Raw genomic sequence first — 16352 nt, 5'->3', positions numbered from 1 at the left:
GCATCGAGTCGAGATCGTTCACCTAAATGGAGATAGCTATAGAATGAAAAATCGAACAACGATATTTGGCCAAGAAAGTGTTTCAAATTAATAAGCAAAAACTGTGTCTTTCTACTTGACGGTCACAACCACATCATCAAGGGCTGTAGTATTGTCAAAAGTTATACATTCTTTACTTTGAACTAAAACTAATAAAAGAACTATCAGGAAAAGAGGGGTGCATTAGTCCCTTTCCACACCTAGGTTTCTTGAATGTGTAAACCATTGGGCTATGGGGACTTTAGATATTAATAATATCTGCTATTTTTTCTGTTGGCGTTCGGAACCGTTGCAGGTGCCATCGTTCAATCGGTTTACGATGGCCAGAAGCCCGAAATAAAGTCGAGGGAATTAAAAAACAAATCCTTTTTGAAAAAGTTACTTGGATTGTAACGAAGTTAAATACAGCTCCTACGAAAAGGATTTGTTACTTAGATAGTTTTATAAATCCCCACGAAATATTAGCTCTCATATGGGGCCTTTATGCCTCTGAAATCTATACCAAGCAATTGAGAAACTACGTTTTCCTTAATGACACCTTCTTCAACCAAATAATTTAAAAATGCCCTGATTCGTTGTAATTTTGTATTTATCGCTCCAGCATGATTACCATAGTTTTGCCACTCTCTTAGAAATGTTTTTACAAGGCTAGAATTTACGGTCTTCTAAAAAAAATGAAATGCAAATTTTAAAAGTAAAAAAGGACTACCTCCTTTATTTAGGAAGTAGTCCTTTAATTACTAACTCTATATATACTTGAAGAGTTTCCAGAGACCTTTTTGTGTGTTTCAAACTTTTTATAGAAAAATCCAGTCAAAACTTATTTGTAATGCGGAAAAAACCCTATTACATAAGTGGTTTGAGCGTTATCACATCATGCCGCCCATTCCCTGTATTAAATAAATAACAGAATATAAGACGTAAAAACTCTTTTATAATCAGTGTTCCAACTTTACGTTATTAGTATGAGGTCTAATAAGTTATATGTATTAATAAAAAGAATCCAGTCAATACCCAGTCATAAGTGACGACCATGCTTACAGGTTTAATTAGGATTAATTTTGATCGTTGTTGACGAGTTTCGTCAACAATTTAAGACGTGCGTTCTTATTCATTTAAGTTATCATACTTTCTGTTGTTCAAGAGTGAAAGAATAGCTTTTTCTTTTAACAATTCTCTGACATGCCCTTCAAAAAAATCAGTACCTTTTAAAACTTCGAAGAATTGTTCACCATTAGTTGAATAAACAACATTATAGAAAAGTAAGTAAAGCTCAGCAGATGATAATTGAGCTCTAAATATTCCACGATACTCTTGCTTTTCTGATTCACTCAAGCTGCTCGATTGAATTATTTTTATTATTCTATACATATTTCTAAAGTAGTGACCTAAGGATGGATTATTATTTTGAAGAAAGTCATCAAACATAGATTCCATGTACTCTTCATCCTCGTAAGTACTCATAAAGTCCTCTAGTTCAGGGGAGATAACCGGTTCCCCTTTTTGCTTAATGGTATATAGAGTTCTTAAATAACCTTCTACTCTTTCATTGAAAGACTTCCACAGCTTTTCAAGAGCATCTCTAGACTTACTATCTTCATATAAAATATTATCCACGATATTGTTGTGAAGATTAATCATATTGAAAAACGTAGAATCAAACTGTTGCCTTGATAGAGCCTCTCTAGTGTTCTTGAACTCTTTTTTTTGTATTTGAAGAGTAGTGAATAATAATAAAACACTTACAAACGTAAATATAGGCACAGTTATACCTGAAATCCAACTGCCCACAGAGGCAAAGTATTTTGAATACATTTCAACTTCACCATAACCATATTTAATGGCTTTTTGTTCAGAAATTATTTTAGTTAACCAAGGTGCAAATAGAGCAAAGAAAACCAGTAGTCCACAAATAATATTAATCCCCATTATCGCCTTTCTACTCAAAACTCTTCCCCCTCATCAAACTTAACCCTCTTCACCTTGCCCTGGTGAGTGATTACTTTAGTTTCACCATGATCAGGAATATTGGTTATTTTTGCCTTTTCCGTCACAATATACGACACAGAACTGGGAATTTCCTTCTAAACAAAATCCACACTAAATATGTCCTCAAATTTCAACGAGGTATTTATCTTCTATTCTATGTCCAAGTATCGTATTTTTCGGGCCTCTGGATCCAGTCCTAGAACTTTCACTTTTGTGCTACTTTAATTAAAGCCATTGTGATATTTAATCACAACAGGGAAATTGTCACTCTTGGCTCGTTGCAAAGCAGATTCGAGTTCTTTCAGCTGCTGCTCATCAAGAATAGCTTTCTCCATTCGATCATCTTCTTTCCAGAGCTTTTGAATTGCCTCAACATGCTCCGGTAACATTAACAATACCACTTTATGATTCCACGATCATTAGGTCCATTACTCATTGGACTACCTCCTTCTTACGTTTAGGAGGAAACACCGAAAGAATGTTTTCACGCCTAAAAGTGCGAACCTTCCTTCGAACAAGACAAAAAGCTAAAATAGTATCTTCTCTTACCTCCAAAACACGGATCACCCTCTGCGACATGTATCCTCTGGAAGGTAAATAAACCATCTCGAGTCATTGCTTGTAAATAGCAGCTCTTTCCTTGTATGAGATTAAATAAGATATCAGTATTAATAAAGGAAATCCTGTCAATATCCAGTCGGAAGTAACACCTCAAACCAGTACCAAAACAACCTACAGCTTAGAAGGCTGTTGGCGTATATGTGGGTAAGCTATATGAGGATGGTTATAATACCATTTATATTTCTTACCTATTTCACTAAGAATTTCATTCTGAAAGCATTTTTCTGTAATACACTGTGACCATCGATTACACTCTAAATGGGTTGAATAACGGTCGCACATAACATTGTGTAGTTGTGTTTACCTAATTGTTTTATAACTTATCCATCAATCTCAAATTGGAACAAATACTCGTTGTTTGTTACTTTTGGAAGGAAGATACAAAATTTTCGCTTCTTTATGTGGTAGTTCAACGACTTTATCGATAATTTTATCAATTCCATCGCTCGCCTTGTTTTGTTTCATATCTTTTTTTACTTTGCTCAAGTTTTTGTTTTCTAACACGACTTTTTCTTTTACTTTATTAACGTCGCTTTCAGATTTAACAGCAGCAAGCGTGTTAATTCCAAATTCAGCTAGAATGCCCCAACCATTATGAATATTAACGTCAGTTAAATTCTCTAATGATTTATCAAATTTTTTCTTTTTATCAACCAATTCGTTACTACTCCGCTCCTGTAGCATTGAATAGACCTTCTCAACTTCTGTGTCAATATTATGATAAAAACTTTTAGTATAATTTTGTTTTAATTGCCTTGTTAGACCTTCAATAATTTCTATTTGTCCACCAATCTTCATTCTTGTTCCAATCTCAATTAGTTCTGCATACAAGGATAATTTACTAGCTTCAAATGCAATCGTCATTGTAAAATTAATATCTCCAAGTTTCTCTTCCTCAACTTTTGAATTAATCTTCAAGTTTAATTCACTTTCATCTCTTTTCAAGCGATACATGTATTCTTCATGAATTTCATCTGCATTTGTTTTATAATTCCTGATAGCAAGTAAATCAGTAGTATCAACAAATTCTCTATTAGTAATTTCAGACAAACCTTTTCTAGCTGCAATCAAACGCCCAATGTTTGTATCATGATGAAAAATTAAAAGTTTTTCTAACTTCGCCTCCATACCTTTAATTTGAGCATTAATTTCTTGCAAATAATATGTCCCGGAAACAGCTGACATTACTTGCATTCCTGCTGAAAGTATAATTGCTGGATTCACTGAAGGACTTAAACCAACATCAGCAAAACCAGCGTGCTCGACTAAACTTCCCGACGCATCTCGCACCATAGTTGATGTGGTTCCATTTGCAAATTTTGACATATTGGCAGGGTTTGAAGTTGCAGTAAACAAGCCATTAGGTGCTTGCTTTGCAATTTGAGCTAAAGTCATTCCTTGATTCGCAACTTGCAAAGCCGTCTGTGAAACGTTACCCATCATCAATGACAAGTCAGATACAAAGATCTCCTTGTATTTTTTATTAGCTTCCAATTTATGTTCAGTTACTTTTTCTAAATAAAGCTCACCGCCAATAGGGTTAGAGACAATAATTTCATTGATTTCATTTGAGTTATCTAACATTTCATCCTCAGACATTTAAAATATCTCCCTTGTCTTTTCTATAATTGGAGGTCCACTTCAGAACTTTCAGGGAAAAACTGATTTATTAAAGCAAAATTACCGGGTTTTAATAATCTATCTTCTAAACGAACTTCATCCCAATAATCTATAACTATATTCTCGCTGGATTCTAACTCTTTATAAGCGTTAATAAATCCAGACGTAAGAGTAGTAGTACAAAACATTAGATAACCGGTTGCTCCTATCCTTCTACAATCCGTAGTTAAAGAATTAGCCTCGCCTTTACCTAAAGATTTCCCGGAATGTGATTTATGTTTGCATTGAACCAACCATTTCCTCTCAAATTTACTTAATGGCCCTTGCACTTTCTCATGAACTATCAGGTCACGTCCTCCATCTGGCCCTTTACCAGTCCAATGAGTTTCATAACCTTCACGAACAAAAACTTCTCTTATTAATCTTTCTAAATCTGTACCATCCATTGATAGTTCTTTGAAATTTATTATATTGTTACCCCTCTATACCCGAAACTATCTGCTAAATTGAACTATTCCCCAACAATATTTACTAAATTATAACATTAAAAAGGTACCTGGACCCACTTCTCTATAGTGATAACAGATTAAGATTAGGTTTTTTTGAACACAAAAGAGATGGGGAATGTATTACATCGTGCCGCCCATAAGTTCCCTAAGATAAATAAGAAAAAATAATGTCCAAGTCAAATGTAATTATAAGTTAAGAAAGACATCTCTCCCTTATCATGATTAAAAGGAAATAATCAAAAGTGAGAAAAAGTATGCCAATGAGTATGTCATTCTGCCACTTCTTCTGGATGTAATAGGAAATAAGATCAAGGCTGTTGACGAATTCAGTCAACAAATATATTTCTTTTCCAGACCTCCACCCTGTCAAAGTGAATGTCTATGTATGAGCGTTTCCGAAAACCTTGTAATGAATACTGTGATAGCAGACTTTTTGAGAGGTCCTTAGGAAAGAATCGGTTCATTTATTATGAATATTAAAGAGTTTGGTCCACAAATGGTCCACTACCGTCCACTAAAAATAAGTTTATGATTATCAGTTTAAAATGCCTGTTGGTATTACCTTAATCAGTAAGAACTGAATAGTTTAGAAACCTGTAAAATCAACTATCATTGTTCCAGGTCACATTCCTTAAGCCAATCCAAATATTGATAAGTGGAAATCAATGGGCCCCAACCAAATCAAGGAATTGGAGAGTTATTTTAAGTATTTAGTCCAAAAATCAAAGTACTTAGAAAGTGAAAAAAAATACTAGCTTTTTATAAAAAAAAGAACTTTTTACATGAAAAATTTGTATTTTCAATATACCTAGTAGCTGAAATTATCTATAATTAAAGTTATAGATTTTTTGCAACAAATTATATCATTTTAAAACGTTGAAAAGTGAAAGTTGTAGACCCCGAAGCAGAGTCTGAACTAGGAAAGTATTCATTCTCTCTCAAATAATAAAAGGAGGCAAAATGCATTATGGAAAAGCTTCTCTATTATCCGAACATATCATTACCAAAGACGCCTTGGCTTTTTCACTCATTGTTATATTGGAAGGAAATTAAAACAATTACACCCACTATATATTTCGATCAGCCTGATACCCTATATAAAAATTATATGCGCGAGTTAATAGAGACAGGATTAGTTACACAAATTCATCCTGGTGAGCACATTGATAATATGAGCGATTTCAGAAAAAACTTTTTAAATTATATCGATAATTTCTATATGCCAAAAATAGATTCATACAAGACATATCCGGATGGCACATTAAAGTACTCTCATAAAATCCACCATGAAAAGCTTAACCTTATAGGTCAAGATTTTATAGATAGAGACTTAGCTTTCATTAAGAATGGCTGGTATTATACGCATGGTTCTATAGCAAAAGATTTTATGTTCTATTTAGCAAATGTACTCGGGCCGGTAGTTAATAGTCAACCTATAACTGACAATCCATGGCATATGAAAACAAGATTCAACTCAACTAGTATTACGGACTCAAGTAAAACTATATATAAAGAAAAATTAAGAAGGATAATATTAAATGGAGCTTTTCCCTCTCCGGCAAACCTTATTAATATAAGTGAACTATATGATTTCAAAGAGAAATACGGTGATAAATTACACAACTTTCGTAATTTCATCGAAATAAAAATAATAGAGATTGACAATGCCCAGGATCACAATAGAGAAGCAATGGTTAATAATCTCCTCAAAGAAATTAATGAAAGTAAAGAGGAAATTAAAGAAGCAATGAAGAGTAAATGGAAAGTTCCTAATATAGAGAACTCATTATTAACTTTATCCTTGGGTGGCAGTTTATATGATCAAATCAACCAAAGTGAAGGTTCAATTTTAGTGGGATCAACTATTCTTGGCTTAACTGGGGCTGTAATAGGTACTATTAGAAATCATAAAGCCTACAAACAAAAAAAATTAGAAAATCCACTTTCTTATGCATATTTAGTTGGGACAAAACTAAAGTAGTATTTAAAACTTCTCCGAAAAACAAAAATTAAAAGGTAAAGTAGCCGTGGTTACTGGTGCTGCTAGGGGTATAGATAGAGTATTTATTCATTCTTTATGATTAAATACTCTAGAAATAAACTTTGAATGTGAGGGTTATACAGTATTTAGTGAGGCGGTTATGGTACTGCTAATTAACGGCAGTACCTTCTATGCTGTACATTCTACCGAAGAAGATATAACCCAACAAAGCGTTACAACCTTTTTTGAAGGTTTTGGGGTTTTACATATTAAATGGAGGATAGCGCGATCCAACCGCTGAACTCTACCATGCCAGTCATGAGTCCTGAGTATTATTGAACGTGATTTTCACTAAATATTCCTTTTGTTATTGGATTTATGGAATTTTGCTTAGATTAAATATGATATAAATAAATGGTTGTTGACGAGTTTGGTCAACAATTCGTCAACAAGTATTTAATTTTTTTTGATGTAATATTAGTACTAGATATACAAAGTTATTTTTAACATATAGATCTAATGAAAAACTCCACCAAATCTTTCTTTAGTTTCTTCTAAGTCCCTCAATTCATTAATTATAATTTTTTAAAATGTTTTCAATACCCCTCAAGCGACCCTTACTAACACTACCATAATATTCTGTATGCTTTTTCACAGCAAGCAACGCATTTTCAAGATAATTGTCTCCAAATTCCCTTTCAATTCTTTCCAGAAAGTATTTAGTTGCCTTTGTATTAATTGTTCTAGTGTATCTTTCTCCATTCATCATGCAATAAAAGGCTTGAATGTAATCGTTCGCAGAACCCTGATTCATACCAAAGTATTTATAAACCAAGTTTGTTGCTTCTATTCGGTCAATTTGATGATGATAATATTTTTTTGCATAGATGTAACATCCTTCAATCTTATGTTCGTCAATTCTCATTAATATCCCTCTTTAAATAAATTTAATATCAAACACTTTTATTACTATTATGTATTTTTTTATCACATTGTAAGCTTGACAATTTATCCTGTTCTTTAACAGTTAATTTACCAATATCGGCAATACAACTTTCTAAATGCTGTACTTTGTTTCTATATAGATAGACTCAGTACCCTCCTCTTACTTTTGCTTTTTTTACATATTATAACATTATTATGAAGTGAAATTATAATTTCTTAGATTTATGAAATGGCGATAAAAAAGCTTAAACCCCCCACAACGGTTTAAGCTAGGAGTATTTTATAATGTTCGGATAAACTGTTTCTCCACTACCTATTGCTATTACTTCAACAAGTTTAGTTTTAGATTGTAGGTTTAGAAGAGACTGTTTACCTTCGGCACAAAAAACGTCGCTTTTACAGATTTCAATTCGATTTTTATCCTTTTCTAATATCTTCAAAGGTATTTCAGCATATATTGCCAAAGACTTAGCATCTTCCACATCAAAATCAGGTTTTATCACTTCGCCTTGTTCATAATGAATCTTATGTTTATCCATCTTAAACCTCCTTATCAACTAAATTAATTCGAAAAAAGAAAGTATAGGCATACCAGGATAGTATTTCCTCGCCAGGGTTCTAAATCGTTTTTTTATAATTGTTATGTCAGTGGTATTTGTAGGTAATTAAATTTTTTTAAAATAGTTGGAATTTTATTTTTCTGCTAGGGACGAGTATTCAATCAATACAGCAAGGGGAAGATAGTTAGCTGTTCCGTGAGCAGCCTTACTCTAGTTCTTCCTCAGTCATTTCTCGGCCAACTGTATAATCTCGGTGAGCTTCATCTACTATAAAAAAGTCATATTGCCCTAAACTTGCCGTTCTATCATAGATGAAAAACTTTGTTTAGCAGGTTGGGAAGTAGATTGAAATTTATTAAATCATCATATGCATTCAAAGTTAAAGCTGGTAGATTTGATTACGCTGCGGATCTTGGTTCACGTTATTCTCAGCTGCTTCGCCTAAGTTAGCCAGAACAACCCACTTTCCACGTAAAAAAGAAAAGTTGCTTTGCAATGTAAAATCACCGCTTCTTATGTAATTTATATATCTATTGTACCAAATATATACAATAACTCGTTAAATTAACCGAAAACGTCTATACAATTTATACAAAATTCATTTTGATTCAGATGATTAACTCTCTCTTTTTTTGAAATAAGTTAGAAAAGACTTCATGGAACTACTTGGAAATAAATTATTTTGATTTATAATCAAAATAAAAGGAGGGGATAAGATGGCAGAAGTTTACACACTTATTGAAATCGGAATAAATGTAAATGGTACGATTGAGAAAACAGAAGTAAGATATCAAACTTTCGGGCTAACAGATGAACAAATCATTGAGGAAATCCAAGAAACAAAATTAGACAAAGTAACTGAAAATGGGTTTGTACAAATTGGTGATGCTTCATTGAAACATAATTCTATTGAGTATGTTAAGTTACTTCACCCACCAAACAGAGCGTCGGTTGATTGGTAAGACTATAATACGGAGAATGTTTCTTTCCTTAAGCACTTAATCTTTTTTAAACCTCACTTTACCATTTGGTTGAGGTTTTTTTTTATCAATTTGGAGAAAACATGAACTCGATGCGCTGCAAGTGCTCGAACTATCATTGTAGCTTCATGCTCTAATAACTTTATCCATTTAACAAAAAAGGAAAATGCTTATTACCTGAGCATTCTCCCTTTAATACAAAAGCCAATTAATTATCTTTTTGGTCTTTGCTTTAGAATTTTTAAAGCTTCTTCTGGAGTCAGATATTCGAACGTCTGTCTTGATTTAAATGTGGGTTTATCAGATTTTTCAATACGTTCCGAACGAAATGATGGAGTTTGTCCATCATCACTATTATTGTTACTATCACCATATCTAGAAATCAAATCTGAAAGACTTTCCTTATCAGTCAATATTATCTCACCTCCTTTATTAGCTTATAAATTAATAGAAATGATATATAATGGGACTGTTAATATTAGAGCTAGAGCGATTGAAAAGATACCTTTCTTATACAATTTTACCTTTTCATCATTTACTTTGGAGTTAAAACTAATATTTTGGCAATAAATTTTTATGAGCGAATATGCTACAACGTCCTGGTTAGCTTTATTGTTTTCCTCTTGTTTAAATTCTTCAAGTCCAACCCTTTCATAATTTCTAATTGAAACAACTCTAAGAAAATAAATAACACTTGCTACTAACAAGATAAGTGATGAAATTGTAAAAATAAGATAAAAAGCATAGGGTACTGCTCCATAAACACTGTTCACCTGTGTATCTATTAATAGAGATAGCTTTACATAAGAAGAAATGAATAATAGTAATGCGCCAGACAATGAAATGAAAATCCCAACTCTTGTATCTAAAGTCTTAGCTCTCTCATCTTCTTTATCGTATTCTCTAAGAATAGCAGAGAGAATTAGTTCTGATGAGGGGTATTTAGTTGGGGTTTCCTCTTTAGGCTGGGTTGAGTGCAATAACGAACTATCTTCTCTCTTATTATCTTTATTGTCTGTTTCCTGAGTCAATATTCCTCCCCCTTTTTTAATTCCTCTATTTATATAATTATAAATTATAAAAATTCCTTTTCAAGTTAAAATTTCCAATTTTTAGATCCTATATATTGATGACCGTTTCTCTAGTAAGGGAGGCTGAATCTATTATTCTTTATTATCCAACAGATAGAGGGTCTTACAAACAATCTGTTATCACTGAAGATGGATTGGGGCTATTTATGGTATAAGGGTTAGTTTTATACCTGTAAAATAACCCCTGATGAATTGGCTAGCAATTTTCAATTTATACTTATTAGAATACTTATTTTAAATTTTTTTGTTGAATGAGCCTCTATAATCTGCACTTAAATCCATTGCTGCATCTTTTAATAGTATAGACCTCGCTATTAAAAACTTTCATAGTCTTCATCTAATGCAGCCGTGTAAGCCTCATTATCCATATAGTTGCTTTTTAAAACTTCTTCCAATTTATCTCCCAGGATGTTTTCTAATTCGTTGATATAAATTGAAGGTCGTGAATTTGATATTGTTCTGTTATTCCCCATACTTAATAAGCAAATGTTGGAGTGTGGGTCAATGTTATTAATCACTGATGATTTAAGGAAATCTTTAGGGAAGATATAATGATATTTATGTCTGTTTACCACAGCTAATGATTTATCTGTGTTTATTCTTAAGCCATCTAATAAACTCAGTGGTCGTCTCTCTTCTAAAAACAAGGCAAAAGTTTTACTGCTTGCTTTATTTAACCTAAAGTTTTCCCTAACAAATTTGTCATAATCTATAAATTTATTAACTTCAATTTCACCTAAAGTAAACTTTCTAATTTGCTGTAAATCTATTGTTATTTGAGCTATGTTAAAAGAAGCAAAGCACCTGCTTAATGCAACCTTCCAAAACCATTTTTTAAGTTCCTCTTTTTGCATTAGTGTGGGATTGGGTTTTTAATGAATTATTTTTTTAAAAATATAAAGTTAGTAAAAATAAATTCATCATCAAATATGTTATAATATTTGGATAAAATATAATGCAAAGAGGTAATGAAAATGATAGAGGTACAAATAGATAATGGCAAAAATAAGATCTTTGCACCACTAAAGAACAATTGGTTGATCTTAACGCCTGAGGAACACGTCAGACAAAACTACATAACCATTCTTGTAAATGATTACGGCTACGACCTTAAACAAATGAGGCAAGAAGTTACCGTTAATAATTCAAATAGAGGTCTTGGTAAGGCAAGAGCGGACATTGTAATTTGGAAAAGTGAACAAGATAAACTAGACAGAAAGCACGCCTTAATTGTTGTAGAGTGTAAGGCAGAAAATGTAAAGATTCAGCGTGGGGATTTCTTTCAAGGGGCAAACTATGCTGGCTGGGCTAGAGCAAAGTTTTTTGTTTGTACAAATGAAAAACAAACTCGATTCTTTAAAACAAATGAAGATACAATGCCCGATGAATTTAATGAAGAAATTAGAAACATCCCTCATGCTAGCGATATTAACGATAACAAAAAAATAAATGCTCTATTAAATGAGACAAGAGCATTTACAAGAGATGAATTTCAAAATCTTCTTTTCTCCTGTCATAATGTAATTCGAAATAATGATAAACTATCTCCAGAGATGGCTTTTGATGAAATATCAAAAATACTTTTTATGAAAATACGTTATGAGAGAACGAAGGGAAAAGAACGACAAGTATTTTCTAAAAAAAGATTCCTAGAACTAAAAGAATCTTATTTGGAAACAGATAGTACAGGCGTCCCTTTTTACCAGCACATATTTAACCAGACAAAACTTCACTTTATTAATGAAGAAATATTCGACAAAGATGATACGATAAAAATTAGAGAAGCTAGTTTTTTAGAAATAGTACGTTTACTAGAAAAATACAACCTCTCAGATACTTCAGATGATGTCAAAGGTATTGCCTTCGAAGAATTTTTGGGTAAAACTTTTAGAGGAAACTTAGGACAATTTTTCACACCACGTAGTGTAGTAAGCTTTATGACTAGTGTTTTGGATCCTCAAGAAACAGAAATTGTATGTGATCCATGCTGTGGCACAGGTGGTTTTTTAATTAGTGCTTATGAACATATTAGAACAAAAATTGAAAATGAAATTAATAGTGCAAAACGGGAAATTAAGTCAAAGCTTATTTCTGATGAATTCGATAACCTTCCTGATGAAGAACAAAGTAAAATTATAAATAAAATAAATGAAGCTACTGCGATCTTAAATGAAGAACTTGACCCTACAGATAAGAATACTAGAATTGGTGATTTAAGTTACAATAGAATTTTTGGCACTGATGCCGAGCCAAGAAGTGCAAGAACTGCCAAAATGAATATGATTATGCATGGGGATGGCCACGGTGGGGTTTATCATCATGATGGTCTAATTAATATAGGCGGTGTTTTCGAAGAAAGATTCGACGTTATATTAACCAATCCCCCTTTCGGTGCTAGAATTTCCAGAGATACTAAGATATCAGAAGCAGATAGCACTAAAGATCCTGAAAAAATTAAGTTAAATAAAGAACGTTTCGGGGACGATTTTCTTAAAGCGATGGGACAAGTGTCTAACAATATTGGATCAAATCTTTTAGATTTATTTGATCTTGGAAATCATAGTACATTGACTGAAGTATTGTTTATGGAAAGATGTTTAAAATTACTTAAGCCTGGTGGCAGAATGGGCATTGTTTTACCTGAGGGTGTATTAAACATATCCCAACTTCAAGTTGTTAGGGAATATTTTGAAGGAAAAGCTCGCATTTTATTGATTACTTCTATCCCACAAGATGTGTTTATTGCTGCTGGAGCGAACGTAAAACCAAGCATAGTATTTCTTAAAAAATTTACTGAAAAAGAAGCAGATGAGTATAATACACTAAAAGAAAAATCTAGACAGGAAGTAAGAGAAAGATATGAGAAGGAAATAGAAGAAATTCTAGATCCTGTAAATAAAATGGAAGCAGAAATAAAGGATACAACCGATAAAAGAAAAAAAAGTCAGTTACGTATTCAATTAAGAGAGTTAAGGAAAATAGTAAAGAAGGATCTAATTAAAATTGAAAATTTAATTAGTGAAGAATCAAAAAAATTATTAAAAGAATACTTTGATTATGATGTTCCTGTTGTACAAGTTGAAAAAGCTGGAATTACTAGTACAGGAGCGGTAACTGATAATGAACTTGAAGACGTATCCTCCGAATACAATGACTATCGAATTGAAAATCAATTATGGGAAACTAAAAAGAATAAAACAACAAACTTTATTGAAGAAACAGGTATAGTACAAAATGGATTAGGAAAGAGCATGAAAATTTATGAATAAGACCTCTCATAAACAAATACCTAAAACATATAAATTTATAAATACTGTGAAATACAAGGATGTAAACAATTGGAGTACGTACTCCCTTCTTGGTAACCAATTGAAGTTTTCAAATAAGTATCCTCTAGTTAAATTGGGTGACATTCTTACACGTAATAAGACTGCAATAAGGATTGAAGATAAAAAAATCTATAAAAGACCAACAATTAGCTTAAACAACAAAGGTATTAAGCTGCGAAATGAGGTAGAAGGTAAAAAAATCGGTACTAAAATGCAATTTTTAATAAAAGCCGGGCAATTTCTACTTTCTAAAATCGATGCTCGCAATGGTGCTTTTGGGGTAGTTCCAACAGAGTGTGATAATGGGATTATCACTGGAAACTTTTGGGCTTTTGATGTGAATTATAAGGCTATTGATCCGTATTTTTTAAATTTACTCACATCTTCAAAGGAATTCCACCTATATTGCCAAAGTGCGAGCGTAGGAACGACAGGACGACATTATCTACAAGAAAAGTTTTTTCTGGATATTGAAATTCCACTCCCTCCTTTGCCAATACAAAAATCAATAGTTCGAAAGTATAATCGAAAAATGGAAAAAACGCAGGTTCTTCAAAATAATATCACTACGATACAACAAGATGTGGAACAGTTTATACTTAAGATCTTGGGTATTAAAACTCCAGAAAGTAAGATAAAAAAAGGGTTACAATTTATTAATTACAAAGATATGAATTTATGGTCATTAGAATACTTATTAGGGGGCAAGCATTCAGGATCTGTATTTAGTTCAATTTATCCAACCCAATCTCTTGGAGAGCTATGTATTGGAAGGAGCGGAGGGACCCCATCCAAAAAAAGTCCTGACTATTGGAACGGAAATATTCCATGGGTATCACCTAAAGATATGAAAACTGATTTAGTCTCTGATTCAATTGATAAAGTTACTAATAAGGCAATTGATGAAAAAGCAGCAAAAATAATACCAGAGAATTCAATCTTAGCAGTTGTAAGAAGTGGAATTCTACAACATACTGTTCCAATAGCAGTGAACACGGTTCCAGTTACAATAAATCAAGATCTAAGGGCTTTTGAACTTAAAAGTACAGTAGGCATTCTTAAAGAGTACCTACATTATTTTTTGAAATACGCTCAAAAGTTACTGTTAAAGTTGGTAAAAAGTAGTACCACAGTTCAAAGCATTGATTCTAAAAAATTAAATAATTTCCCTATTCCGAAACCACCTTTAGAAATTCAAAGGGAAATAATTAAATATGTCGAAGTACACCATAAAAAAATTGAAAAGAGCGAACAATTAATTGATAAGCTAAAACAAAAAGCCCTCAATCAATTTGAGCAAGAAGTATTTGAAATTAATACGGCTGCACATAATTAGTCTAAATCTATATCAATTAAGTTATATATTAGACCCTTGATTAAAAAGCCTTCAATTTTAAATAAGGTTGATTTATCAAGGGCCTATAATATTGGCTCTAAAATATATGTTGGGTTTTAGAGAATTCGGCATAAAAAATACATGCAAACTCTCCTATTACCTTTAAACTTGAATTGTCGAGAAACAAGCAGTAAAGGAGTTGCGTGTACATATAGTTTAACAGACTTTGCCCGGATTAGAAGAAGTGAATATCACGAAATCTGAGGAAGATGAAGATTCTCTTCTCCCTCATATTAAAGTTCCAAAGAGGACCCAACGATGTCCTGTTTGTGGTGAACGTACCCGTCGCGTATTGATACCGGTGGTCGGGGTCGAACCGACACTCCGTGAAGAACACGATTTTGAGTCGTGAATTCCACCATTTATTTTTCATTTTGTTGCACACCCAACCTTTCTACGACTAACCTCTTTTGATTCTTAATCTCTATATTCCAGTCTTTATTGATAGGTAAATCAACTTTAGATAGTTCTTCACTCATTAGTCGGTTATACTTATTTGCAAACTCCCTCCCAGCCTTATCATTATCCGTACAAAACGTTATTTGATTCACTTTATGACCTTCCTTCCCCATCCGTTTTATTTCATCAATCATAGTCTGCCTCTTAAGCCCGGACATAGAAACTAAGCGAGTATTTTGTAACTTCCCTTTCTTAATACTCCAGTAAGACAGTGCATCAATCGGGCTTTCAAATAGGTAAATGGATTTAGGATTACCTATATCAACTGAGAATCCAGCCGATCCATGGCTGTTTCTATCAATGCCTTTAAACATTCGACCATCCTTCATTGGAGATGTTCCTTGGCGATCAGCTCCTACCACCGCTCCTTGTTGCTTCCACTTAAACACCACATTCCCTAGCTTATCCTGAGCAATTAAACCTTTATTTTCAAGCCAATGAACAATCTTGGGATGAATTTTCCGTTCATTCGTAAGGTAATTCTTAGCCTTTGTCCTATCGTTCACTTCATAAAGGGAAGGATATTGATAAGGCTCCTTAGGCTTTTGCTCTTGGAGATTGTCTCTCACTTTATAACCTTGTTCATTTAAATCCAGAACAGCTTCCGGAAAGCTCATACCGTAAAACATTTTCGCAAAGTTAATGACTCCAGCTCCTTTTTCGTCTCTAGAGTTCCAGGCATACATTTGATCTTTAATCACCAAGCTGTCGTGCACTTGGTGTCGGTAATATCTTCCCTCTTTCTTCAATGGCTCCCCTTTACGCTCCAGATAGTCTATGAGATCCACGTTACGAGCAACCTCCACTTGGTCCGCGCTCACATGTTTAGCCAT

14 protein-coding genes and 1 pseudogene are annotated in these 16352 nt (G+C 33.0%); 4 read left to right on the top strand and 11 right to left on the bottom strand.

The genetic code is table 11. The annotated features are described in order from the left end of the window. Positions 1–1146: 1146 nt before the first annotated feature. The 5 genes and pseudogenes from LF817_RS14980 to LF817_RS14960 form a co-directional block, all read right to left on the bottom strand. On the bottom strand, positions 1147–1986 hold the full coding sequence (locus tag LF817_RS14980) for a putative phage abortive infection protein (protein ID WP_253936617.1): 840 nt from the start codon (positions 1984–1986) through the stop codon (positions 1147–1149). Then, a pseudogene (locus LF817_RS20435) lies at positions 1983–2109 on the bottom strand (XtrA/YqaO family protein); the annotation flags it as partial. The gene LF817_RS14980 and the pseudogene LF817_RS20435, both read right to left, overlap by 4 nt. A gap of 140 nt (positions 2110–2249) precedes the next feature. Beyond that, entirely contained in the window at positions 2250–2417 is a 168-nt protein-coding gene (locus LF817_RS14970; RefSeq protein ID WP_253936616.1) for a YolD-like family protein, read from the bottom strand. 565 nt (positions 2418–2982) lie between these two features. After that, on the bottom strand, positions 2983–4248 hold the full coding sequence (locus LF817_RS14965) for a hypothetical protein (RefSeq protein WP_253936615.1): 1266 nt from the start codon (positions 4246–4248) through the stop codon (positions 2983–2985). 23 nt (positions 4249–4271) lie between these two features. Continuing rightward, on the bottom strand, positions 4272–4715 hold the full coding sequence (locus tag LF817_RS14960) for a restriction endonuclease (RefSeq protein WP_253936614.1): 444 nt from the start codon (positions 4713–4715) through the stop codon (positions 4272–4274). A 1030-nt stretch (positions 4716–5745) separates the two neighbouring features. On the opposite strand from LF817_RS14960, the gene LF817_RS14955 reads away from it, so the two are divergent. Further along, positions 5746–6759, top strand: coding sequence for a DUF6236 family protein (locus tag LF817_RS14955; protein WP_253936613.1), 1014 nt, complete (start codon positions 5746–5748; stop codon positions 6757–6759). Positions 6760–7330: 571 nt separating this feature from the next. Here the strand turns inward: LF817_RS14955 and LF817_RS14950 are convergent. Beyond that, on the bottom strand, positions 7331–7684 hold the full coding sequence (locus tag LF817_RS14950; protein WP_253936612.1) for a hypothetical protein: 354 nt from the start codon (positions 7682–7684) through the stop codon (positions 7331–7333). A 289-nt stretch (positions 7685–7973) separates the two neighbouring features. Next, complete coding sequence (locus LF817_RS14945; RefSeq protein WP_253936611.1) at positions 7974–8243, bottom strand: hypothetical protein; 270 nt, start codon at positions 8241–8243, stop codon at positions 7974–7976. Between the two features lie 737 nt (positions 8244–8980). Here LF817_RS14945 and LF817_RS14940 point away from each other — a divergent pair. Then, complete coding sequence (locus LF817_RS14940) at positions 8981–9226, top strand: hypothetical protein (protein WP_253936610.1); 246 nt, start codon at positions 8981–8983, stop codon at positions 9224–9226. A gap of 230 nt (positions 9227–9456) precedes the next feature. Here LF817_RS14940 and LF817_RS14935 read toward each other — a convergent pair whose 3' ends face one another. From LF817_RS14935 to LF817_RS14925, 3 genes are all read right to left on the bottom strand, one after another. Then, complete coding sequence (locus tag LF817_RS14935; protein ID WP_253936609.1) at positions 9457–9657, bottom strand: hypothetical protein; 201 nt, start codon at positions 9655–9657, stop codon at positions 9457–9459. 24 nt (positions 9658–9681) lie between these two features. Then, the gene (locus LF817_RS14930; RefSeq protein WP_253936608.1) at positions 9682–10275 is read right to left on the bottom strand and encodes a hypothetical protein; all 594 of its coding nucleotides are present in this window, start codon (positions 10273–10275) and stop codon (positions 9682–9684) included. Between the two features lie 374 nt (positions 10276–10649). Next, a complete protein-coding gene (locus LF817_RS14925; protein ID WP_253936607.1) occupies positions 10650–11189 on the bottom strand; it encodes a hypothetical protein in 540 nt (179 codons plus the stop codon). 120 nt (positions 11190–11309) lie between these two features. Here LF817_RS14925 and LF817_RS14920 point away from each other — a divergent pair, with 120 nt between their 5' ends. Both LF817_RS14920 and LF817_RS14915 read left to right on the top strand, forming a co-directional pair. Beyond that, on the top strand, positions 11310–13604 hold the full coding sequence (locus tag LF817_RS14920; protein ID WP_253936606.1) for an N-6 DNA methylase: 2295 nt from the start codon (positions 11310–11312) through the stop codon (positions 13602–13604). Then, positions 13597–15000, top strand: a complete 1404-nt coding sequence (locus tag LF817_RS14915; RefSeq protein WP_253936605.1) for a restriction endonuclease subunit S — start codon at positions 13597–13599, stop codon at positions 14998–15000. Before LF817_RS14920 ends, LF817_RS14915 begins: the two co-directional genes overlap by 8 nt. Before the next feature lie 422 nt (positions 15001–15422). Here the strand turns inward: LF817_RS14915 and LF817_RS14910 are convergent, their stop codons facing one another. Next, positions 15423–16352, bottom strand: coding sequence for a toprim domain-containing protein (locus tag LF817_RS14910; RefSeq protein WP_253936604.1), 930 nt, complete (start codon positions 16350–16352; stop codon positions 15423–15425).

Origin of the sequence: Halobacillus sp. A1 (assembly GCF_024189295.1) — a bacterium.
Taxonomy (GTDB): domain Bacteria; phylum Bacillota; class Bacilli; order Bacillales; family Halobacillaceae; genus Halobacillus_A.
This window is presented reverse-complemented; position numbering and strand designations above follow the sequence as displayed.